We start from the raw sequence: 22,543 nt of genomic DNA, 5'->3' as shown, positions 1-22,543 counted from the left end.
TACAAACAAAATACGATCCATGTTGGCGAAGCTGCAGAGCTTTGTCGCCAGCCATCAGGCGATGGCGGGCGCGGTTCTGGCTTTGGCGATCAAGGGCGGCGGCGCCGTCCTGATGATCGTCGTCTTTACGCTCGCCGCGCGGACCATGTCGGCGGGCGCGTTCGGCGATATCGCAGTATGGTTCAATGTGCTCTCCTGTCTCGCCGTGGCGGCGGTTTTCGGTCAGGAAAACCTGATCGTGCGCTCCTGGGCCGAATATGGGAGCGGCGGCCAGTTCGGCCTGATGGCGGGGGCCTATCGCTTCGGCTGGACGACAAGCGCGGCGGCGACGGTCATCGCCTGCATCGCGTTGATCGTCGGCGACCAATTCATGAGCGCGCCCTTGCCGCTGCCCGCACTCGGCGCCGCGATCGCCTTTCTGGCGGCGCAGTCGATGCTCCACTATTCCTCTCATTCGTGCCGGACGATCCATGGTTTTCGCGTATCGGAGTTCAACCGCGAGCTGACGTGGCGGCTGGTTCTGCTGCTGGTGGTCGCGCTTCATCTGCATGGCGATCTGACGCTGACGACTTTCTTCGCCGCCGCCGCCGCGGGCATGTGCCTGTCAATCGCGATTCAGACGGTCGCGACATTCAGGAAATTTCCCGCCGAGGTCGCCGCCGCGCGCCGCCAATTCGCGAGAAAAGAATGGTTCGCGCGCGCGCGCAGCATGTGCCTGTCGGCGAGCGTCGAAGCCATGGGGCAATATGCGGAAGTCATCCTGCTCGGCTTCCTCGTCGCGCCCGCGGCGGCGGCGACCTATTTCATCGCGGCGCGCATCGCCAATATTTTCGCGATGATCTCATCGGGCCTGAACACTTATACCGTCACCCAGGTCAGCACGCTGCATTTTGCCGGCGAAATAGAAGGGCTGCAGCATGTGTTGCGCTCGGTCATGACCGTCGTCTTCGTCCTGGTCACGCCGCTCTTCATCCTGCTGGTCATCGCGGCCTCACCGATTCTTTCGATATTCGGGCCGTCCTATGTGGCCGGCTATGTCCCGCTGGTGGTGTTGGCGTCGGCGAGTTTCATCGTCACGCTGAGCGGACCTGCGTCTGGCATCCTGATGGTGACCGGCGGCGAAAGGCTCTGGTCGCGGATTGCGATTCTTTCGCTGATGCTGCGCGTCCTGCTGATGCTCTATCTCGCGCCGCGCTACGGCGCCAGCGGGGCCGCGTTTGGCTGGGCGATCGTCAATGCGCCCGTCGCGATCGGGGTCAGTCTGCTCTGCCGAAAGCGCCGCGGCGTCGACTCGTCCGTCTTGTCGATCCTGCCGGGTTTGCGAATGCTGACGCATGCCGCTCGCGCGCAACTCGCTCCGCGTCCTTGAGCACGGGTGGGTCGAACGGAGGGTTTGGCGCTGCCGGCGCGTCGCCCTTGAGACCAGCCTTGTTGAAAACAAGGCTGGTCTTGCGCAAATCGAAGCCTTCCATCGCGTTGGCGAGCAAAGCCGCATCGGCCTTGTCCCATGCGGCGACCATGAGGATGGCGTCGGCGAGACCCGCCAGCGCGCGCGCAGCCGGCGCCTCCAGGATGGATGGCCCGTCGATGACGAGCGTATCGTAGCGCCGGCGGCAACGATGGATCACACGCCGCAGCGGAGCGCCCGAAAGCAAGGCGTCGATCTCGGCGCCGCCCGCTCCGCCCAGAGGTAGAATGCTAGGCGCGTCCTCGTCATACCAAAGCACGGCGTCTTCGAGGGGGCATTGTTCGGCGGCGACATCGATGAGGCCGGGGCGCCGACGCGGCTGGCCGGCCTCACGATCGGCCAATTGCATGAGCAGCACTTTCGATCCGCCGCTCGCCAGAGACGCCGCGACATTGCCCGCCACCGTCGACTTGCCTTCGCCCGCGCGCGCCGACGTCACAAAGACAGTCCCGCCGCGCCCGGCGTCTCGCATGCCCGCGGAAGAGCAGAGCTGCGCAAACAGTCGCGCGGCCTCGCCCTTGGCGAGGCGCCCGTCAAGCGGCGGCGCGGGCGAGAAGACGGGCAATGTCGCACTCACTTCGACGCCCAGCAGGCGCTGGATTTGCGCGGGGGTCGTCGACGGTCGTTGCATCGCCTCGCGCAGGAGAGCGCTTGCGAGACCGGCAAAGAGCCCGATCAGGCCGGAAGCCCCCAGAACCAGCGGCAATTTCGGCATTGTCGTTCGCGTCGGCGTCAGCGCGGGGGAGACGATGCGAACGTCGCCGCTCGTCAAGCCCCTGATTTCGCTGAGCTCCTTTTGGCGGTTGAGCAATTGCTCGTACACCGCCTGATCGGATTTCTCGGTGCGCTCGAGATCGCGAAGCTGCACGGCTTGCTGATCGGTCGAACCGCTGTCGGCCTGCGCCTTATGCAAAGCGTCCGCCAGCAGGGACTCGCGCTTGCGCGCTTCGAGATAATCAGCCTTGGCCGAAGCGATCAGGCGATCTTTCTCGGCGGCGATCTGGCGGCGGATGTCGCTGAGCTGCGCATTGGCGGCGATCACTTCAGGATGCCGGGCGCCAAGCACCGTCTGGCGGTCGGCCGCCTCGCGGGTCAGGCGCGCATAATCCTGTCGAAGGCTGTTCAGGACCAGCGACTGGATCGCCGGCGGCAGCACAGCATCGGCCAGATTCGCCTCGCGCAATTGATCGACGACCGCGCGGGTCGCCTCGCTATGGGCGCTCGCCAGCACATATTGCTGGTTCAGTTCGATGATCCGCCGTTCCTGCAGCACGTCGCCCTGGCCGGCGTCGGTGATTTTCAGATCGGTCTTCAACTTGGAGATTTGGGCGTCTTCGGCGCTGACGCGCTCGCGCAATTGGGTCAGCTTGCCGGTGATGAAATCCACGGCCCGCTGGTTCGAACCCGCCCGCAAATCGCTTTCGCTGTCGACGACCATATTGGCCGCGGCGTTGGCGATGCGGGCGCTCTTTTGCGCGTCGCTGGTTTTGATCGACACATCCACCACATAGGTCGCGCCGCGCCGCGCGATCGCCAACCGGTCTTTCAATTTTTCGAGCGCCGCCGCCTTCTGGTCCGCGGGGGTGGCGGCGCTGCCGATGAATTCAGGATCATTGGACAATCCCTCGCGCTCGACGAGCGTGGTGAGGAAGGCGTCCGATTTGGCGACCTGCACCAGGCTTTCGATGGCGATGGAATCAGGCCCGATATCGGGCAGGACTTCCTGCGTCCCCGTGACCTCGGCCTTGCGCGGATCAAACAGAATGGTGGCGGTCGCTGAATATTGGTTGAAAATCAGCTTGATGGCGATCACGCAGAGAAGGGCGACGACGCACGCGACCGAGACGATCCAGATCGGGTTGCGCCGCACGACCGACAGAAGAACGCGCAGATCGAGCCTTCTCGCTTGAGGGGCGTCCGCGGACTCGCCCCATAGGTCGAACGCCGGCGCCGCCGGAATGGCGGAGACCGCCCCGGGACGCGTCGGCGTTTTTTCGAACAGGTTCATCGGGGCAAAAGTCCAGCGGGATCCCGCAGCCTCAGCAACGTCGAAGCCTGTCAAGCAGAAGATACACGAAGCGTTAAGTATTAGTTACTAATGCTGCCGGAGGCCCGGCCGCGCGGGCCGCAAGCGGGCGGATTCTCCATGACCGGTTTGGGGCGCGAATGAACGGTCGCACGCAACAGCAAGAGGCGCCCGTGCGACGCTTGCTGGATCTATTTTTTTTGGCGACTCTCGCTTTCGTGATCACCGGCGCGCCCGTCCTGCTGCATCAGGTCGGTCAACCCCTGGCGATCGCCTTTTGCCTGACGACCGCGTGCTTCATTGTCATCTATTGTGAACGCGCTGTTCCGATCGTCGTGCTTGTCTCGCTTTTGTTTCAAACGATGTTCGTCGCGATGGCCTCGCCCTATGCCGAGCAATTTTCCGATCTCGACGCGGCCAAAGCCTATAATTTCATTACGACGGTCGGATTTTGGTTGACGATGATGGCGCGCCTCGTTCTCGGTTGGGATCGGGTCTCGCCCTTCGTCCTGCGCATGATATTGGCGACCTCATGCATTCTCGGGCTGGCGGGAATATTCTTCCTGCTGGGACTGCCGCTCGACTTTCGCGGCTCGACGATTTACATGCGCAATATCGGGCTGCCGGTGCTGCTGTTTCAGATCTGCCTGCTCGTCGCTTCAAGACACGAACTGGCGATGCGGCAGACGGCCGTGCTTTTGTTGGCGTTGATGGTCGCCTGCGGTTATGTCGAACTTCTGGCGATCCGAACCTGGCTCGATTTCACCAATGGCTGGACCTATTGGGGCCTCGCCTCCGCCGCCATGCGCCAGGGCGCCGACTTCGACAGGGACGCGCGCGCCACCGGCATTGTCGTGGGCGACACGATCGATTTCCTGACTACGGGTCTCCTCAACAGCAGCCTTCTGGGCGATCTGCACATCAGGGTGGTCCGCCTGCAGGGGCCGAACTTCCACCCGATCAGCTTTGGCTATGCGCTCGCCATTTTCAGCGCCTTCGTCGCCGTTCATGGCAGGTTCTTGCTGCCGCTGGCCGCCATACCGCTTCTGCTGGTGGTGGGCGCCAAGGGCGCGCTCGCCTTGCTGCTTCTCGCTCTGGCCTATTGCCTGGTCAGTCGCTTCTACCAAGGAATCCTGATGCCGATCGGGCTGGCGGTCGTTCTGGTGCTCTACGCGGCTTTCATCTTTTACACCGGCTTGCAGATCGGCGACTTCCACGTGCTCGGACTGATCGGCGGAATCAGGGGATTCCTGGGCAATCCGGCCGGCCATACGCTTGGCGCGGGCGGCAATCTCTCAACCAATTTCGCCGGAATCGACTGGAGCAAATATCAGCATGAAGGCGCGACCGACATCGCGGTCGAAAGCGCGGCCGGCGTGCTGCTCTATCAGATGGGCGTCGCCGGCATCGCCGTCATTGCGATCTATCTGTGGCTGGCGAGGACCGCCTGGCGATTGTTCAGGAACTTGCACGCGCCCGCGTTGGCGCTAACGACGGTGCTGATCGCGACCATGCTCGTCAATGGCCTGTTTCAGGAAGAAGCCTGGTTCGCGCCTCTCGCGCTGGGGCTCATCCTCGCCTTCGCCGGCCTGACATTCGGCGCGGTGGACCGGCGCGTCGTCTCGCTCATCCAGGACGCGAAACGCAGCCCGGCCCCGAACTCACTGGCGGCGATGACGTGAGCGACGCATCGGCTCCCCGCATCGCGCTCGTGCAGACGCAGGCCGAGAACGCCGGCGCGCAAGAGATTTCGCGCCTGCTCGCCGCCGACTTTACCGCGCGCGGCTTCGACGTCAGGCAATTGTTTTTCTTTCATCGCACGGGCTCTTTCGACGCCAGCGCTCAAGTCGAATTTTGCGCCGATGAGCGGCCAAGCGGGCCGCTCGCCTTCCTGCGCTTTCTCTTCCAGCTTTATACGCGCCTGCGGCGCATGCGGCCTGATGTGGTCGTGACTTTCCAGCACTACGGCAATGTCATCGCGGCGCCGGTCGCGCGACTGGCGGGCGCGCGGCGCGTCGTCGCCAATCAGGTGACGGCCGGCGCCTTGCTGGCGCCATGGCTGGTCGGCGCCGATAAATGGCTGGGACGCCTGGGCGCCTATGACAGGATCGTCGTCAATTCCGACGTCACCGCCGACATGTTCAAGGACTATCCCGCCTCCTATCGTCAGCGAATCGTTCATATCGACCATGGCTTTGAGGACAAGACGCAGACGATCGGCAAGGCCGAGGCGCGGGCGCAGCTCGGATTGCCGCTCGATGTCCCGCTTTTGGGTTGCGCGGCGCGCCTGCATCCCTCCAAGCAGCTCGATGTCGCGATCGCGATTCTTCCCGCGATCGACAAGGCTCACCTCGCCTTGGCCGGTCAGGGCGCCGACCGGCCGCGCCTTGAGGCCGCCGCGCGCGAGGCCGGCGTCAGCGCGCGCGTGCATTTCCTCGGCGAATTGGCGCCCGAAAGGATCGGCCTGTTTCTGGCGGCGCTCGATTGTTTTGTCTTTCCCAGCGCCGCCGAAAGTTTCGGGCTGGCGCCGGTCGAGGCCGCGCAAACCGGGCTTCCCGTCGTCGCCAACGAACTCCCCGTCCTCAAGGACGTCCTGAGCGTGGAGGGCGAGCCCTGCGCTATCTTCGCCGATGCGCGCGATCATGCGGCGTTCGGCAACGCGGTCAACCTTGTGCTCGACGATCCCGCGCTTGCCGCAAAGCTTGGCGCAGTCGGGCGGCGGCTTAAAGGACGCTATCCCTTAAGCGCGATGACTGGCGCCTATGCCGAGCTGATCGGCAAGTTGATCGGGAGCGGCGATGCGTCTCGTCCTTGATGTCGACCACGCCGGCGGCCGGCGTTTCCATCGGCTGTTGCGCGACAGGCTGGCGCGCCGGTTCCCAGGCGCCAGCGTCGCGCTGCACGCGGTCGAGGGCGCGCCGCCCCTGCCCGGCGCGGTCGCCGCCTTGCTCGCGATCGAGCGGATGATCCTGCGGCGCTCGCGTGAGACGCTTTGCGATGGGCTATCGCCCCGAGAATTTGGCGCGCCTCCCGCCGGCGCGCCCGACATCGCGCTCGATCTTTCGGGCCGGGCGACATCAGGCGCAGGCGCCGCCTTGACCTTGCGGCCGCTCTACGACGGCGCGCCCGCCGACGCCGCGATGATCGGCGCGCTGATCGGCGGCCGTGCGCCTGAGATCGCGATCGAGAACGTCGCGACCGGACACATCCTCTGCGCGGGAACGCCCTCGCTCGAAGCGGCCGACGGCCTGACCGGCGGCATGGAGGCGGTCTATTCCCGCGTGATGATTCTGATCGAACAGGCGATCCGCGCGCCGGAGAAATCCCTGCCGCGCACGCAAGTCCAAACGCATGCCGCATCCGCGCGCGATCTCGCGCGATATGGCCTCAAAGGCCAGATCGGGCAACTCGTGCGGCGCATCTATCACCTGTGCTGTTACGCGCCGCATTGGCGGGTCGGCTGGCGCGTCCATGACGGACCAGGCGTGATGGAGCTTGGCCATCTCGGCGGGCCGAGGTGGAACGTGCTGGCCGATCCCGGCCACCGGTTCTACGCCGATCCGTTCCCGATCACACGCGACGGGCGAAGCTATCTATTCTTCGAAGACCTCGACCACCACGTCGGCAAGGGAATCATTTCGGCTGTCGAATTCGGCCCCGACGGCCCAATCGGCGCGGTCTTTCCAGTCCTCGAAGAGCCCTGGCACATGTCCTATCCCTTCCTGATCGAGGCGGAGGGGCAGCTCTGGATGGTCCCGGAAAGTTCGAAATCGGGACAGGCGACGCTCTACCGCTGCGTCGAATTCCCTAAGCGATGGGAGCGAAGCGCCGCTCTGCTGGAGGGGATCGAGGCGGCCGATGCGACGATCCTCCAACACGACGGCCTGTTCTACATGATGTCGGCGGTGCGCGAGGATCTTGGCGGCTATTCCGACACGCTGGCGATCCATGTCGCGTCCAAGATCGCCGGGCCCTGGCGCGCTCATGCCGCGAACTCCGCCCTGATCGACGCCGGCGCCGCGCGCCCCGCCGGCGCCATCGTCAGGAAAGAGGGCGCGCTATGGCGTCCGGTGCAGGATTGCACGCATGGCTATGGCCGCGCGCTGCGCCTCGCGCGGATCGACCGCCTCGATCCCGAAGGGTTCGCGCAAACGCTCGGGCCGCCCATCGGTTCGGGGCCGCTATGGCCGGGCGGACGTCTGCATACGCTGAACCGGGCCGGCTCGCTGGAAGTCATCGACGGCGTTGCGATCAATCCGAAACTGCGGCTGATGCGGGGGCTCGTGGCGAAACGTCTTGAGCCGCGGGAATCCGCGCCGGCTGGGGTTTCGGCGTAGCAAAGGCCGCGGCCCATCCCTAAATGGAAGGCGCCATTCCACAGCCTCGGAGATTCCGATGCGCTTTCTGCATGTCTGCACGATCTTCGCCGCCACAATGCTGGCGCTCGCGGCGATCGGACCTTCGGCGCGGGCGGCGCAAGCGGTCGATGTCGCGCTGGTGCTGGCGGCCGATGTCTCGCGCAGCATCAATGACGAGGAATTCGGCCTGCAGCAGCGCGGCTATGCCGCGGCGATCACAAGCGCGCGATTGCTGGAGGCGATTCGCTCCGGCGCGCATGGCGCCATCGCCGTCAGCTTTGTCGAATGGGCGGGAGAGGCCGAGCAGAAGACGGTGGTCGACTGGACGCTCATTCGCGATGAGGCCGACGCCCGCAAATTCGCCGACGCGCTGCGCGCCGCGCCGCGCTCTTATGTCGGGCGCACCGCGATCGGATCGGCGCTCGATTTCGCAACGGGCCTGATGGAGGAGAGCGGCTTTGCCGCCGACCGCCTGGTGATCGACGTTTCGGGCGATGGAACCAGCAACCAGGGCCGTTCCGTGACGGAGGCGCGCGACGCGGCGGTGAAAGCCGGCGCGACGATCAACGGCCTTTCCATCTTCAACCAGCGCGCCGCCGGGGAGGGCGGCTATCTCGCGCTCCACACCAACCCGCCCGGCGGCCTCGCCCAATATTACCGCGACCATGTGATCGGCGGCCCCGGCGCCTTCGTGCTGCCGATCGACGATTTCAATAGCTTTGGCGAGGCGATGATCCATAAGCTTGTCAACGAAGTCGCCGCCATGCCGGGCGCGGACCGCCGCAAGGCGGCGCGTCAGGATTCCGGCGCCCGGCGCTTTGCCGCGCTTCCAGATCAAGGGGCGCTGAGCGGCGGACCGTAAAGCCTAGATATACACCAGGTCAGTGCCACCAGCGTCGGGTTTCCGCTCATGATATCCGCGACACAGCCCCATTATCCCGGCCTCGCCGACGCCCTGCTGTTCCAGGCGCGGGCGTCCGGCCTGCGGCTGCGGCGCTGGGCGACGGCGCTCGCCGATCGCTCCTTCGCCCGCCCGCACCGCCAGAGCGCGCATCTCATCGCGGCGCCGGCGATCGCGGAAGCGCGCTCGCCGCTCTGGACGGCGGCCGCCGGGCCCAAGGACCGCGCGCTGACCGCCGGCAAGGTGCATAATCTTCGCCTGGCTTTGCGCGGGATCGACGGGATCGAGGTTCCCGCTGGCGAGATCTTCAGTTTCTGGAAGCAGGTCGGCCGCCCCTCGCGGGCGCGCGGCTTTGTCGCCGGGCGCGAATTGCGCGAGGGCTGCATGATCGCCAGCCCGGGCGGCGGCCTCTGCCAATTGTCCAACGCGCTCTATGAGGCGGCGCTGCGCGCGGGCTTTGAAATCGTCGAAAGACACGCCCATAGCCGCCGCGTCCCCGGCTCCCGCGCCGCGCTCGGCCGCGACGCCACGGTCTTCTGGAATTATGTCGATTTGCGCCTGCGCGCGACGCGCGCCTTTCGCATCGAGGCACGCCTGACGAGCGATGCGCTCATCGTGACGTTTCGCGCCGCGGCGGGCAGCGCCGGCGCCGCGTCCGCGCCGCCCCACCCCACAGAGGCGGCGGACGCACATGACTGCGTGAGTTGCGGCGAATCGGCTTGCCGGCGCAATGATCCGGAACGCGCCCCCGACAGCGGGGGCCCGTCAGCCTGGCTGGTCGACGCGGGCAGCCCTGAATTTTCAGCTTTGTTCGCGCGGCTCGCGCGATCCACCGACGCGCTAATGCTGCCGACGCGGCGTTTTGCAAGCAAGCGTTACGATTGGCCCAAGGGACTCTGCGAGCGCGAGAACGCCGCCACATGGGCGACGCTGCGCCGCTCCTTGGCGCTGCGCAACGCCGGCCAAGGCGGCGCGCTGCAGGCGCGCGCGCTCGAAGCGGACGCACGTCTGGCCGCCGCCTATGCGGCGCGGCTCTCGCATCTCGACACGCATGTCGTCGTCGCGCAAAATCTGTTGCCGCATCTATGGCGCCTTGGCGTCTTGCAAGGACGCAGCTTCGACGTGCTGATGCAGCGGCTGCCGATGGATGTCCTACAGGCGCGCCTTGACAACGCCGCATCGCGCTATCCGCAAAGCCCGACCCTCGCGGACTTTCGCAGTCCGCGCCAAATTGTCGCGGATGAAAGCGCGGCGCTGGGCGCGGCGCGGACGCTTTACACCGCCCATCCCGATATCGCCGCCTGCTTTTCCGCCAAGACCGTTCTGCTTGACTGGGCGCGCGCCCGGCCAATGGCGGCGCGCCGCGGCGGCAAGATTGTGCTGTTCCCCGCTTCCGCGCTGGCGCGCAAAGGGGCGTATGCCTTGCGCGAGGCGATGGCCGACCTCGACCTCGATCTCGTCATCGCCGGGCAGGCCGTCGAGACCTGGGATTTTTGGGCCGGACTTCGTGCGCGCATTCTCGCCCCGGGCGAACGGCCGCAGGAGATCGCCGCGGTTGTCCTGCCGGCGATCGTCGAACATCAGCCGCGCGCCTTGCTCGCCGCGCTGGCCGCCGGCATCCCCGTCATCGCGACGCCCGCCTGCGGCCTCAGCGAACGCGCCGGCCTGACGCTCGTGCCGGCGATGAACGTCGACACGCTGCGCGCAGCGCTCAAAGCGTGTTGCGAATGACAGGCTGTGACGGCTTTGACCGCCAGCGCCCGGAGCGCGAATTCCGATCGACGTCCCATCGTTTTCGAGGCTTAACCATGTCCGCTTGTCCCTCACGTCCCTGTCCCCATCTGTCGCGCCTCGCCATCGTTGCGGCGTGCGCGATCGTCGGCGCAATCGCCAATCCCGCGGCCGCGCAGGAGCGCTTCGCGGGCCATTGGGCGATCGCGGGCGCTGTCGTCGCGCCCTGGGCGAGCGACCTGAAAGACGCCGCCGACGAAGCCGACGCCAAGCGCCTTATCGGCAGCCATCTGACGATTGCCCCCCATGTCTTCAACGCGCCCGAGCCGCTGGGATGCGCCAGGCCGACCTATGCCTTTCGCAATGCCGCCGCCGACGGGCTGTTTGAGGGAAGCCTGAACGCCGACGGCGCCGGCAAACCCGCGGACCCTGTCGTCGCCGCGCGCGCGCTCGGCATGAATCAGAAGATGGCGCGGGCCATGACGGCGAGCTGTTCGGAAGTCGAGTTCGTCCTCATCGATCCCGACACGGTGCTGTTCGGCCTCAATAACCGCGTCTTCACCGTCAAGCGCGAGAAATAAAGGGCGCTCGCAAGGCCGACCGATGATGGGCGCCAGGCCGAACGCGCGCGCGACGCTTATTACTTGCTCGCCGCGGCGCCCCTGGCGAAAATATCGAGAAAGATCATGCGGCGCGCGGTTTCGCGGTTCATGCAGGACGCGATCATCGAGTTGGCCATCGAGCCCTGGAAATAATCGTAGAAGAATTCGCACGATTGTTTGCGCGCGACGATCCAGGAACGTTGCATGTCGCGCAGCTTGGTCTGTTGCTCTTCGTCGAGACGGTCGTGCAATTGCTTGAAGGATTCGTTGAGCAATTGGTCCCAGGCCAATTGTTCGCGGTCGAGGCATCCGGTGACCTTGTTGGACGCGACCGCGTCTTCGTCGCCGCCAAAACAAGGGCGCGCTACGGTCGATACGCAGCTTTCGAGCGGCGCCTTCGCCGCCTCCTTGGTCTTCAGGCACGCCTGGATCGCCGCCACATCGTGCGGATCGGCGGTCTCGGCCCAAGCGGGCGCGGAGCCGAGGCAAGCGAGGGCGCCGAGGCTGAAAAGAACGACAGCGAACTGCAAGCGATATCTCCTGACGACGAGATGGTACACGCTTCCTTACGGTCCGGCGTGCCATAAGCAGGCTCTCGCATTCTCGTCCCTTCCGTTCCGGCGAAAGCCTCCGCAATCCTCACAACAGCGGCGCTCGTGTTTGGCCTGAGTTGAGCGGCGCTGGCCGTCATTGCGAGCGGAGCGAAGCAACCCAGGCGCCGTAACGCTTGCTGATTTGCGTTACAGCGAGTCAATCGTGAATCGTTCTCGTTGCGCACGTCGCGCATAAGCTAGCATCCGTCACGGCGCCTGGATTGTTTCGCTCCGCTCGCAATGACGATGGGTCGATTCATTCTTCTACTTTACCCCTCCCCCGCCCTTCGCAAGGCCGCGCGCGCCAGCAGCCGCGTTGAATCCAGCGTCGGCAACGGGGAATTGGCGTCGTCGATGATCAGGGGGATTTCCGTGCAGCCGAGGATCACGGCGTCGCAGCCTTCGGTCTTCATGCAGCCGATCACGCGCTGGAAATAGGCGATCGCCTCGGGCTTGAAAATGCCGCGCACCAGTTCGTCCATGATGATGTGGTTGATCTCTTCGCGCTCTTCGTCGTTCGGGCGCAGATAATCCAATCCCCGGGCGCCGAGCTTTTCCGGATAGACCGCACTGTCGACGAGCCAGCGCGTGCCCGTCAGGCCGAGGCGGCGAAAGCCGCGCGCTTGCGCCTCGGCGGCGACCGCTTCGGCGATGTGCAGCCAGGGCAGCGACAGGCGCGCTTCGATGAAGGGGAGCGCCTGGTGGATGGTGTTGTCGGGGCAGATCAGGAAATCGGCGCCCGATTTGGCGAGCTTATCGGCGGAGGAGAGCATCAATTCGCCGACGCCGCGCCAGTCGCCGCGCTCGAGGCATTGCACATAGTCGGCGAACGAAGGCGTGTGCACCGAGACTTCGGGATGGGCGTGCGCGCCGAAAAACCGCGGCCCCTCGACGCAGATGGTCCGGTAACAAAGCGCCGCGCCCTCGGCCGAGCAGCCGACGATGCCGATATGTTGGCGCATGATGGTTCTCCCTTATGCAGCGCGGCGGACATTTGCATCGGCGCCGCCGGTCACGATTTTTCACACCTAATCGCAGATTTGTGAGCGATGAAAAGGTTGCAAACGGGCGTTGCGCTTCCAATATGTTCTTTGAACAGGGAGCGATGCTCCGCTGTCCGATCTCAAGTCACGGGAGGTTATTATGCGCACCATAATCCTAGCCGGATCAACCGCACTCATTCTCGCCCTCGGCGTCTCCAGCGTCTACGCCAACGGCCCGCTCTACTCGCCTTATGAAATCCTCGCTCCCAAATACCCCGATGCTACGCCCGCTCCGGCTCCGATGCCGGAGGGACGCGCCGCTTATACCAACGAGGGCCGCAACGGCGGCGTCTATGCGCCGCTGCAAGACAACATCGTCAATACCTATGGAGCCCCCCAGAGCGACGCCGAGCGTTGGCACGCGCGATAAGAGTCACGAAACGCTAACGGGTTAGCAAGTTTCTGATTCGATCGAGAGGCGCGCAAAGCGCCTCTCGTCATGTCCGGGAGTGCGCCTTCGCGGCGAGCGTTTTGAAACTTGCCGTGCGCCAGGCGCGTAACCCCTTGGCGCTGGCGATTCGCCCTGAAGGCGACTCGGCGCGCGAACTCTCGCAAACCGCCAAAAGGCTGGGCGATCGTCGATGCGGCTCCGAGCAGTGCTTGCGCTTTTCCTCACGGCGGTGTGCCTCGATGGATGCTCCGCGCTGACGACGTTCAATACGTTCACGCCGACTGACCCCCGCGCGTCGCTCGCCAAAGCCGACATCGCCTATGGCGCACAGGCGCGCCAGCGTCTGGACGTCTATATCCCCGAGGGCGGCCTGCCCGGGGCGCCGGTCGTCGTGTTCTTCTATGGCGGGGGATGGGATAGCGGCAGGAAGGATGACTACAGCTTCGTGGGCAAGGCGCTGGCGTCGCGCGGTTTCGTCACGATCATCCCCGATTACCGGCTGGTTCCCGCGGTGCGTTTTCCCGCCTTTGTCGAGGATGGCGCGCAGGCTGTGCGCTGGGTCCACGACCATATCGCCGAGTTTGGCGGCGACCCGCAACGCCTCTATCTGCTCGGCCATTCGGCGGGCGCCTATAATGCGATGATGCTGACGCTGGACGCGCATTTTCTCGCGGCGGCCGGGCTCGGCGCCCGTGCTGTGCGGGCCACCGCCGGCCTGTCCGGCCCCTACGACTTCCTGCCGCTCGACGTGGACGAATCAAAAGCCGCCTTCGGCCAGGCGAAGAACCTGGCGGCGACGCAGCCGATCAATTTCGTGCGCGGCTCGGCGCCGCCGATCTTCGTGGCCACCGGCGCGGATGATTCCACCGTCTATCCGCGCAACACGACCGGCCTTGCCGCGCGGCTGCGCGCGGCCGGCGACGAGGTCGAGGAAAAGACCTACCCTGACATGGACCACGCCGGAATGGTGCTCGCTTTGTCGCGGCCCTTCCGCGGCAGGGCGCCGGTGCTGGAGGATGTCGTGCGGTTTTTCCGGGCGCATTGAGCGAGCGGCGAAGACCGGAGCGCTCACGCGCGTGAGCAAACGTTTCCCTGACGAGAGCTGCTCCCAAGCCTTCGCGCGATCGAATCACCGCGGGCGCGGCAGGTCGACTTGCAGGTCGGGTTCGCCAAATGTTGCGCGCACCAGATCGGTGGTCAACTGGAGGTGCCGGTCCAAAAGCTCGACCGCTAAAGGCGCGTTGCGACCCAATGTCGCGTCCATGATCGCACGATGTTCCCCCTCGACATCCCGGCGGGGACCTTCGACCAAGCCGGACAGCCGTCGGTAGCGCTCCGAGCGGGCAAACAGGCCTTCGCGTAGCTGCAACAACGAAGGGCTGCCGCACGCACTGATCAGCGCGAGATGGAAAGCCGCATGAGCTTGAGCCCAATCCTCGCTTTTTGTTCTGGCCGTCGCGTCGCTAAAATGCGGCGTTCGCGACAAGCGATGAAACGCCGCGACAATGCTTGTTTCCCAGTCTACATCGCCTCTCGCGATGGCTTCGCGAAGCGCAAGGCCATCCAATTGGATGCGTATCCAGGTCAGATCCTCGAGCTCGCCGATCGAGACCGGCGTCACGCAGAAACTGCGCTGCGGATCGGCCGTCACCAGCCCCTCGGCGGTCAGCTTCGATAGCGCTTCACGAACGACGGCGAGGCTGACGCCAAACTCCTTGCACAGCGCCATCGTTCGCAAGCGGGCGCCTGGCGCTAACTGGCATCGAAGAATGTCGCCACGCAATTGCGCGGTCACGGTCTCGGTCAGGCTGCGCGATTCGCCCTTCTGTTGCGGGCGCCTGGCGGGCCGCGCCGTTTTAATTGTCTCGGTCAGTCTCAGGCCCTCCTTGGTTGGCCGGAAGCCACGGGCGTCAATGCGACATCCGTGGCCCCAGACATCGCTGTCGGCTCGCCCACGCGCACGCGCAGACCTAACAGGGCCAGCCCGACAATAATCGGCAGGATCGCAAGTATTTCCATTACTTCGCCTGACGTCATGCCGCCAAGCATCAAGCGGCCGGTGACAAGCGGGCCGATGACCTGTCCGAGGCGGCCCATTCCCATCGCCCATCCCAATCCCGTGGAACGGATCGCGGTGGGATAGATCTGAGACGCCAGCGCAATCAGGCCAGAGGCGCCCAATCCAAGGAAGATTCCGATCAAGACCATCACGGTCGAGGCTTCGACGATCGAGCTCACGTTCCCCAGCAGCCATGTGCAAACCGCCGCGACAATCAAGGCGGGGATGAGAGCCAGACGCGCACCGAATTTGTCAACGACACGCCCGGCGACCCCCATGCCGACCAAGGCGCCAAGACCATGAAAACCGAGCACGGTCGCCGTTCCCGACGCCGCTATCCCAGCGCCTTGCAAAATCGCCGGTATCCACAGGACCACGAGGCCGAGCAATCCGAAGGAGGCAAAAAAGGATAGCCACAAGATGAGGGTCGCGACTCTTCTGTCTTGCCTCAGCAGAAGCGCGACAGGCGCTCCGGGCATTTTCGATTCGGTCGTGAAGAAGCGCGCGCCCGGTTCAAAGGTCCGGCCGGCGATGCGCTCAGCGATCATGCGCAGACGGTCCGAGCGGCTATCGCGCATGGCGAGAAACGCTGCGGATTCGGGAAGCGCGACCGTCAGCGCGACCGCGACGATCAAAGGAAGACATCCGCCGACGTAAAATATGGCGGGCCAGCCAAAATGGGCGACGATAAACGCATTCATGAAGCCGCCGAGCATCCCGCCGAGGGGAAACCCCGCCCATAGAAGGCTTGCGACCGTTCCGCGGCGGTCAGGCGGCGTATATTCGCTGGAGAGGGCGAGGAAGCGAGGAACGGCGCCGCCGAGTCCCAAGCCGGCGAGAAAGCGAATCGCAAGGAGGCTCTCGTAGCTATCCGCAAAGGCGGTCGCAAAGGTGAAGAGGGCGAAGACAGCGGTTGCCGCGACAAGAATTCGCTTGCGTCCCAATGCGTCCGAGAGCGAGCCGCATAGCACCGCGCCGACGACGCCGCCCAGCAAAGCGATCGAAAACACAGGTCCGAACGCGATCACCTTCATGCCGAAGCTCTGCGCGAGCGACGGCGCCGCGATGACAATAGCCTGCGTGTCGACGCCGTCGAGAACAGCGATAAGGGCGCAGAGAAGGCAGATTCTCACCTGCAGCCCGGACATCGGACGTTGCGCCATCAATGCATTGAGATCGACGTCTTTAGCGTCCATGTTCTTCGCTCCCTGCCTCATTCTTTTTTCGTCGCACGCGCTGTTTGGCGTTCAACCCAAATTGGCGCCGCGGGCGATATCGAGGATTTCGCCGGCGTCGCGTTCCAGCCGATCGCCCCGCCAAGCGACATGCTGATCCGGCCTGATCAGCGCAAAACGAGCGCCGTAGAGGTCGGCGAGACCATCCGCTTCGGGACGCGCTACTTTCAGCGGCATGCGGCGCGCATGCGCCGCGACAGCCAGGCGCTCGGCGTCATCTTCAGCGCCGGCGCGTGTCGCCAGCAGCGTATATTCCGGGCCGAACAGATCGTAGAGAGAGCGTCCGTCTTCGAGCCAAAGATGCGGCGCGAGACAGCCGGGATGAGCGGATGGCGTGTAGGTTGTGTGATGTTCCGGCGGCGGGACGCTCGCGTCCGGCACGACAAGCGGAGATCCCGAATACGCATAGCCGAGCACGACGCCCAAGGTGTGGAATTCGCGACTCTTCTCCCCATGGATTCTATCGCCAAGACGGAGTCGCGCCGCGTCGCCGTCGGGGCCGGCGCTTTCAAGGTCGCTCGTGACCAGATGCTGGGGCAGCACCGAATGATTCGCGGCCGCCTCCTCGATGACCCGGCGATGCACCGGGCGGCGCTCGATTTCATAGCTTGCGAGAAGCTTTTCGCCGCCCCAGCTATGCAGCGTCGCCGCGAGCTTCCAGCCGAGATCGACCGCGTCGGCGATGCCCAGATTCATGCCGTAGCCTCCGAACGGGGGATGCAAATGGCAGGAATCGCCGATCAAAAAAACGCGGCTTGCGCCATAATGGTCGGCGATCAGGCTATGGGCGGACCAACAGTCGGTCGACAGAATTTCCGCGACGACGGGACGTCCGAACGCCGCGGCGATTCGGCGCTGGGATTCGGCTTCGTCGACTGTATCGCCGGCGCCGACGGAATAGCCAAAAGCCCAGAGATCGCCTTTGTCCATCGGACTTGCGATAGCGGCGGTGTCGCGATTGACGAGCCAGTACATGATGGCCGGGTCGCGCTCCATCGCTTCCCGAAGCTCGGGGGCGCGGATGACCAGTCCGACATGTTGCGCCATCGCATGTCGGCCTTGCATTTCGGCGCCGATCAGACGGCGAACCGCGCTGCGCGCGCCGTCGGCGCCTACGACGTAACGGACCCGAAGTTCGGCGCTTTTTCCGCTAGCGATATCGACGATCGACGCCGTGACGTCGTCCGCGCTTTCGCGCAGGGTTTCAAATCGACAACCGAATCGCAGCTCGATGCTCGGCAGGCTCTCGGCGCGCTGACGAAGAACCTCCTCGACTTTATACTGCGGTATCCATTGAGCCGGCTCCGAAAACAGCGCGTTCCGCACGTTCCGATCGCCATAGAAGGCGTTTTCAATGAGGGCGATTTTCTCGCCAAATAACCTTGTCTTGAAGGCGATGTTGTAGGGATAGTCCGCGGGCAGCGGCGCCGCCTTGCGGATCGCCTCGGCGATCCCCCAGCGGCGCATATGCTCCATCGACCGGACGTTCGTCGTCTTCGCCCGCGGTTGATAGCCGGTGCGATCGTTCTGTTCGATGACCAGCGCACGAATATTGCGCAGACCGAGTTCGACGGCTAGCGAAAGCCCCACCGGCCCCGCCCCGACGACAAGCACGTCATAGTCGAAGCGTATGGCCTCTTCGGGTCCGTTCATGCGCCGGCCGCTTCATGATTGACGCCGAAATCCTCGGGCACATTGGGCCCCCAAAGATAGAAACTATCCTCGGGCGCGTGATCCAGTCCCTGCCAGTCGATCGCCGCCGGAATGATGTCCATGTCGCAGGAATATTCGCAATAACTGCCCCAGGGATCGCGAACGTAATGGAAGTAATTCGATCCGAGGACGTGCCGGCCAAGGCCCCAGCCGCGCGAAAAGCCTTTGTCCGCCATCTGCATGGCTCCGAGGCCGACCGAATCGATGGACGGGACATCCCAGCTCAGATGGTGGAGGCCCGGCGCGTCGGACTTCCCAAAAGCCATCAAATGATGATCGCTGCCATGGACGCCATGCATGAAGGCGACCGCGTCGGCGGAACGATCGGAAAGCCGCAGTCCGAGCACCCGGGAATAGAACGCGACCGCCCGATCGACATCGGGCGTGAATCGAACGATGTGGCTGAGCCTGCGCGGCTGAGTGCGGCGCACGGCGCCGCGGTTCGGCGCCGTGCGAATCGGCGTGGCGGGGGCCGGCGCCTCCATTGGAGCCTTTTCGTTAGGCGAGGTTTTCACCCCGACCTTGATCTCCAAAAGCATGCCGTCATGATCGTAAAACCATAGACCGTTGCTGTCGAAGCCGGGCGGCGGGTCGAGGACCTTCACGCCATGGGCTTCGAGATGCGTCTTGAAACGCGCAAGGTCCTCTTCAAAGCAATGGAATGAAACATGGTGCATCGCCTTACGGCCGCCGCCGATGACGCGGCCCCAACGATAGCCATCGGCCGCCGTATGGAGAGCCAGTTGGTTGTTCGCCGCCCGCGTGTCGAAGCCAAAGGCGCCGTAGAATTTTTCCGCGTCGCTCACATCGGGAACCGAGAGCACGAACTCGCCGATCGAGTGAACGCCCAGAAGCCCGGATCGTCGCGAAGCCGGACGGAATCCTCCGCCGATTGTCATATTGAATTCCTCCCTAGACCCACATCGACCCAGATTCGCGAGTCTTATTTATGCAAACGCTCTTGCGGGAGCGGCCTTGGCCGTCTGTTCCTGCGCGATGCGATTGCGCAATAGACCGACGCCCTCGATCTCGACCTCGCAAATGTCGCCGGGCGCCATGAACAGCTTGGGCGTGCGCGCCGCGCCGACCCCCGCCGGCGTCCCCGTCACAATGACATCGCCGACCTCAAGCGTGATCGCTTCGCTGATGATGCTGATCAAAGAGACGACGTCGAAAATAAGATCCTCGGTATTGGCGTTCTGCATGATTTGATCGTTGAGGCGCGTCTGCAACCGCAATCCGCGCGCGCCTGCCGGCAGTTCGTCGGCGGTGACGAAAGCCGGACCGAATGCGCCTGTGCCGTCAAAGTTTTTGCCGACGGTCCATTGCGGCGCCTTGAACTGGTAGTCCCGGATGGAGCCGTCGTTGAATACGGAATATCCGGCGACATGGTCGAGCGCCGCTTCGCGCGCGATGTGGCGACCGCTCTTTCCGATGATCGCGACGAGCTCACCCTCGAAATCGAGCTGATCGGAAGCGATCGGCCTGATCATGGGCGCGCCATGGCCGATCAGGCTCGTCGTGAAACGACAGAAAAGGGTGGGATAGGTGGGCGCCGCGAAGGAGCTTTCCCTGGCGTGGTCCGCATAATTCAGCCCGACGCAAATGATCTTGTTCGGCTTCCCGATGGGCGGCAGAAACGCGATCTTCGCGGGGTCGAGCGCAGGAGCGTCCGATAGGACCCGCCATGCCGCAGTGAGCGCAGCCGGACCCGCTTGCAGAAGACCAAGGATGTCGCCGGGATAAGCGCTTTGGTTCGCAACGACGCCCCGGATTTCGCCGGCATGCTCGATGGCGAGGCCGCGATGCGTATCCTGCTCAAAGGCGACGAACCTCATTCCGATCCTCCCGTCATGCTGCTTTTCTTTCGGCAGACTGATGGGGAAAAAGAGGAATGTCAACAAATATCGATATGTTTAGTACAAATCGATATTTGTGTTGGGCGCCCCGAGTTGTTGCTGAGGGCCTGAGGATCGCCGAGTCGATCGAATCTGCATCGAAATGAGGTCGATTTGGGAGTGAAGGCGGCCGGCGACGCGGCGCGCGCTCGGCCTCCCCTTGCATGCCGCCAATCCATGCGCTAGATACTGAACCACATGGTTCAGTATGCGACAACCCGCCTCGATGCCGCCTTCGCCGCGCTTTCGGACGCCACCCGACGCGGCGTTCTGGAGCAGCTCGGACGTGCAGATTCTTCGATCACGGAGCTTGCGGGGAAGTTCCACATGACCCTCACGGGCATGAAGAAGCACGTCGGCGTCTTAGAGCAGGCCGGGCTCGTAGCCACGGAGAAGGTCGGGCGCGTGAGGACCTGCAAGCTCGGCCCGCGCCGACTGGCGGAAGAGGTGGCGTGGATCGAGGAGTACCGCCAGCTCTGGGCCTCACGCTTCGACGAGTTGGACAAGGTTGTCGAGGAACTGAAACAGAAGGAAAAAGTCGATGGTCGCAAAAGGAGAGAGTGATCCCAACTCGGGCAAGAACCGCACGACGGTGGACCGGAAGTCCGAGCGTGAGCTCGTCGTCACGCGAACCTTCAGCGCCCCGGCGCGCCTCGTATTCGAGGCCTGGACCAAGCCCGAGCTGTTCAAGCGCTGGTGGGCGCCGAAGTCGTCAGGCGCGTCCCTGCTGTCCTGCGACATGGATGTCCGTGTCGGGGGCAGCTACCGTTTGGAGTTCGGCCACCCGTCCTCGGAGCAGACTATGGCGTTCTTCGGCAGATACATCGACGTAACGCCGAACGCCCGTATCGTCTGGACGAATGACGAAGGTGACGACGGCGTGGCCGTCACCACGGTGACGTTCGAAGAACGCGGGGCCGAGACCGTAGTCGTCATGCACGACCTCTATCCCTCGAAGGAAGCGCTCGACGCCGCCGTCGCCTCCCAGGCCACAAGTGGATTCAGCGAGACGTTCGCGCAACTGGACGCGCTTCTCGTCACCCTGGGCGCGAGCGTGGGACGGTCATGACGTCGTCGATCTCGCGCATATCAACGCGACCGTGAAATTTTCCAGACAAACGGAGAGCCGCAGCAGTTCCCGTTGCCCGCATCAATCTCTCGGCTGTTCCGACGCGGCGAACTATTCGGATACTGCGCAGAGGCCCTCGAAGCTGCTCCGGACGGTCTGGACACCCGAGAGCTTGCGTTGGTCGTCTTCCGAGCCAAGGGCCTAGCAGGCTGTTGAAGAAGTCTCTCGTTTCGCTTTGAGGACGGCTTCGTCGCCGTCGTGATAGGCGAATTCGATCTCGATGGAGCCGTCGTCGAGCAGTTCGGCGGAGCCGTCGCCAGAGACTTCGTCCATTTCTTCGAAGCCTTCCCAGGTGAAGCCGATCGAAGACTGGCTGTATTCGATGTTGAGGCCGGCCTGAAGCGCGCCGAAGGCGATTTCGCCGCGGCCGTGGTCCGTGATCGTGATCATCGCCGGCCCACAGAGGTCGAGATGATCGCGATCCCAAATGTCGGCTTCGACAATCCGCCAGCGGCCGACAAGCTGGCATTTCATGGGGGCGCTCACGCCGGCGCCGCCATGAGCTTGGGCAGCCGCGTCAGATTATAGGCGGCGGCGAGGGTGAAGGCCCATCCGACGCGATCGCATCCTCGATATTTGGTCTGTTCCTGCCCGGCGACCGTCTTGATCCAATCGAAGGCTTCTTCGATCCGCTTGCGAATGCGCTGGCTGACGGCGTAACCGCCATGCCGCGTGGTGCGCCCGTCAATCGACGACGAGCGCCCGCTCGTATTCTGCGCCACATGCGGCGTCACCTTCATCGAGCGCAGTTCATTGACGAAGTCCTCCGCGTCATAGGCTTTGTCGGCGCCCAGCGTGATCGCGCGCGGCTCGATCATGTGCAGCGCCGCGACGCGCTCGGCGTGTCCGTCGGCGGGCGTCAAACAGGCGTCCACCACCAGGCCGCTTCGGTTCTCCATCAGGGCGTGTCCCATGAGGCAGAGCTTGGCTTCCTTGTCCGGCCCTTTGCGATAGAGCCTCGCTTCGGGATCAGTGGTCGAGGCGTGCGTGTCATTCGAACGCTTCTGGCCGTGAAAATCCGTCTCCGGATTCCGTCCGCCCCCTTCGGCGGGCGGCTCGTCCTGGCCTTCCTTCGGCTTGAAGCTCTTCACCGAAGCCCAGGCTTCAACCAACGTGCCGTCGACCGAGAAGTGATCCGTGCTCAAAAGCCACTTCACGCGCGGCTGATTCATAACTGCGCTCAACAGCTTGGCGGCAATGTCGCCTTCCAACAACCGCTCGCGATTCTTGGAAAACACCGAATGATCCCACGCCGCGTCATCGATGCCGATGCCGACGAACCAGCGGAACAGAAGGGCAAACTCCAGCCGCTCCATCAACTTCCGCTCCGAGCGAATCGAGTAGAACGCTTGCAGCAGCATCGCCCGCAGCAGCTTCTCCAGCGGGATCGAAGGCC

Annotated in this window: 21 protein-coding genes; 11 read left to right on the top strand and 10 right to left on the bottom strand. The window is 64.3% G+C overall.

What is annotated here, in order from left to right:
• Nucleotides 1-19 precede the first annotated feature (19 nt).
• Nucleotides 20-1,369 carry a lipopolysaccharide biosynthesis protein gene (locus GSQ90_RS14520; RefSeq protein WP_158815568.1) on the top strand — a complete coding sequence of 450 codons (1,350 nt, stop codon included), beginning with the start codon at nt 20-22 and terminating at the stop codon, nt 1,367-1,369.
• Here GSQ90_RS14520 and GSQ90_RS14515 read toward each other — a convergent pair.
• Nucleotides 1,257-3,476: a GumC family protein gene (locus GSQ90_RS14515; protein ID WP_158815567.1), complete on the bottom strand. Its 2,220-nt coding sequence runs from the start codon at nt 3,474-3,476 to the stop codon at nt 1,257-1,259. The two genes, GSQ90_RS14520 and GSQ90_RS14515, sit on opposite strands and share 113 nt — an antisense overlap.
• A gap of 218 nt (nt 3,477-3,694) precedes the next feature.
• On the opposite strand from GSQ90_RS14515, the gene GSQ90_RS14510 reads away from it, so the two are divergent.
• The 6 genes from GSQ90_RS14510 (at nt 3,695) to GSQ90_RS14485 (ending at nt 11,065) form a co-directional block, all read left to right on the top strand.
• Nucleotides 3,695-5,176 (top strand): hypothetical protein, encoded by a 1,482-nt coding sequence (locus GSQ90_RS14510; protein WP_158815566.1) that lies wholly within the window; start codon nt 3,695-3,697, stop codon nt 5,174-5,176.
• On the top strand, nt 5,173-6,309 hold the full coding sequence (locus GSQ90_RS14505; RefSeq protein ID WP_158815565.1) for a glycosyltransferase family 4 protein: 1,137 nt from the start codon (nt 5,173-5,175) through the stop codon (nt 6,307-6,309). Before GSQ90_RS14510 ends, GSQ90_RS14505 begins: the two co-directional genes overlap by 4 nt.
• A complete protein-coding gene (locus GSQ90_RS14500; RefSeq protein ID WP_158815564.1) occupies nt 6,293-7,831 on the top strand; it encodes a hypothetical protein in 1,539 nt (512 codons plus the stop codon). Before GSQ90_RS14505 ends, GSQ90_RS14500 begins: the two co-directional genes overlap by 17 nt.
• Nucleotides 7,832-7,889: 58 nt before the next feature.
• Nucleotides 7,890-8,714, top strand: a complete 825-nt coding sequence (locus GSQ90_RS14495; protein ID WP_158815563.1) for a DUF1194 domain-containing protein — start codon at nt 7,890-7,892, stop codon at nt 8,712-8,714.
• 48 nt (nt 8,715-8,762) lie between these two features.
• Complete coding sequence (locus tag GSQ90_RS14490) at nt 8,763-10,484, top strand: VanW family protein (protein WP_158815562.1); 1,722 nt, start codon at nt 8,763-8,765, stop codon at nt 10,482-10,484.
• Nucleotides 10,485-10,561: 77 nt separating this feature from the next.
• Nucleotides 10,562-11,065: a hypothetical protein gene (locus GSQ90_RS14485; RefSeq protein WP_158815561.1), complete on the top strand. Its 504-nt coding sequence runs from the start codon at nt 10,562-10,564 to the stop codon at nt 11,063-11,065.
• Nucleotides 11,066-11,124: 59 nt separating this feature from the next.
• Here GSQ90_RS14485 and GSQ90_RS14480 read toward each other — a convergent pair whose 3' ends face one another.
• Together GSQ90_RS14480 and GSQ90_RS14475 are read right to left on the bottom strand one after the other, a co-directional pair.
• A complete protein-coding gene (locus tag GSQ90_RS14480; protein ID WP_158815560.1) occupies nt 11,125-11,616 on the bottom strand; it encodes a lysozyme inhibitor LprI family protein in 492 nt (163 codons plus the stop codon).
• Nucleotides 11,617-11,948: 332 nt separating this feature from the next.
• The gene (locus GSQ90_RS14475) at nt 11,949-12,641 is read right to left on the bottom strand and encodes an aspartate/glutamate racemase family protein (protein ID WP_158815559.1); all 693 of its coding nucleotides are present in this window, start codon (nt 12,639-12,641) and stop codon (nt 11,949-11,951) included.
• 181 nt (nt 12,642-12,822) lie between these two features.
• On the opposite strand from GSQ90_RS14475, the gene GSQ90_RS14470 reads away from it, so the two are divergent.
• Together GSQ90_RS14470 and GSQ90_RS14465 are read left to right on the top strand one after the other, a co-directional pair.
• The gene (locus GSQ90_RS14470; protein ID WP_158815558.1) at nt 12,823-13,092 is read left to right on the top strand and encodes a hypothetical protein; all 270 of its coding nucleotides are present in this window, start codon (nt 12,823-12,825) and stop codon (nt 13,090-13,092) included.
• Between the two features lie 211 nt (nt 13,093-13,303).
• Nucleotides 13,304-14,158 carry an alpha/beta hydrolase gene (locus tag GSQ90_RS14465; RefSeq protein WP_158815557.1) on the top strand — a complete coding sequence of 285 codons (855 nt, stop codon included), beginning with the start codon at nt 13,304-13,306 and terminating at the stop codon, nt 14,156-14,158.
• Between the two features lie 84 nt (nt 14,159-14,242).
• Here GSQ90_RS14465 and GSQ90_RS14460 read toward each other — a convergent pair whose 3' ends face one another.
• The 5 genes from GSQ90_RS14460 to GSQ90_RS14440 all read right to left on the bottom strand — a co-directional run bounded on the left by GSQ90_RS14460 (nt 14,243) and on the right by GSQ90_RS14440 (nt 19,958).
• Nucleotides 14,243-14,908 (bottom strand): GntR family transcriptional regulator, encoded by a 666-nt coding sequence (locus GSQ90_RS14460; protein WP_158815556.1) that lies wholly within the window; start codon nt 14,906-14,908, stop codon nt 14,243-14,245.
• Nucleotides 14,909-14,988: 80 nt separating this feature from the next.
• Complete coding sequence (locus GSQ90_RS14455) at nt 14,989-16,368, bottom strand: MFS transporter (RefSeq protein ID WP_158815555.1); 1,380 nt, start codon at nt 16,366-16,368, stop codon at nt 14,989-14,991.
• A gap of 51 nt (nt 16,369-16,419) precedes the next feature.
• Nucleotides 16,420-18,060, bottom strand: coding sequence for an FAD-dependent monooxygenase (locus GSQ90_RS14450; protein ID WP_158815554.1), 1,641 nt, complete (start codon nt 18,058-18,060; stop codon nt 16,420-16,422).
• The gene (locus tag GSQ90_RS14445; RefSeq protein ID WP_158815553.1) at nt 18,057-19,019 is read right to left on the bottom strand and encodes a VOC family protein; all 963 of its coding nucleotides are present in this window, start codon (nt 19,017-19,019) and stop codon (nt 18,057-18,059) included. Before GSQ90_RS14445 ends, GSQ90_RS14450 begins: the two co-directional genes overlap by 4 nt.
• 48 nt (nt 19,020-19,067) lie before the next feature.
• The gene (locus GSQ90_RS14440) at nt 19,068-19,958 is read right to left on the bottom strand and encodes a fumarylacetoacetate hydrolase family protein (protein WP_158815552.1); all 891 of its coding nucleotides are present in this window, start codon (nt 19,956-19,958) and stop codon (nt 19,068-19,070) included.
• A 258-nt stretch (nt 19,959-20,216) separates the two neighbouring features.
• Between GSQ90_RS14440 and GSQ90_RS14435 the strand changes: the two genes are divergently transcribed.
• The gene (locus GSQ90_RS14435; protein WP_158815551.1) at nt 20,217-20,582 is read left to right on the top strand and encodes a helix-turn-helix transcriptional regulator; all 366 of its coding nucleotides are present in this window, start codon (nt 20,217-20,219) and stop codon (nt 20,580-20,582) included.
• Entirely contained in the window at nt 20,560-21,087 is a 528-nt protein-coding gene (locus GSQ90_RS14430) for an SRPBCC family protein (RefSeq protein ID WP_158815550.1), read from the top strand. The genes GSQ90_RS14435 and GSQ90_RS14430 overlap by 23 nt, the downstream gene beginning before the upstream one ends.
• Before the next feature lie 201 nt (nt 21,088-21,288).
• On the opposite strand, the gene GSQ90_RS14425 is transcribed toward GSQ90_RS14430, so the two are convergent.
• Entirely contained in the window at nt 21,289-21,621 is a 333-nt protein-coding gene (locus GSQ90_RS14425) for a hypothetical protein (protein WP_246731611.1), read from the bottom strand.
• Between the two features lie 8 nt (nt 21,622-21,629).
• On the bottom strand, nt 21,630-22,543 hold a 914-nt coding region (locus GSQ90_RS14420), incomplete at its 5' end, for an IS5 family transposase (protein ID WP_158815548.1).

The sequence above is a fragment of the Methylocapsa sp. S129 genome, assembly GCF_009765995.1.
GTDB lineage: Bacteria > Pseudomonadota > Alphaproteobacteria > Rhizobiales > Beijerinckiaceae > Roseiarcus.
The sequence above is the reverse complement of the archived record's forward strand: the minus strand, read 5'-3'. Positions and strand labels throughout refer to the sequence as shown.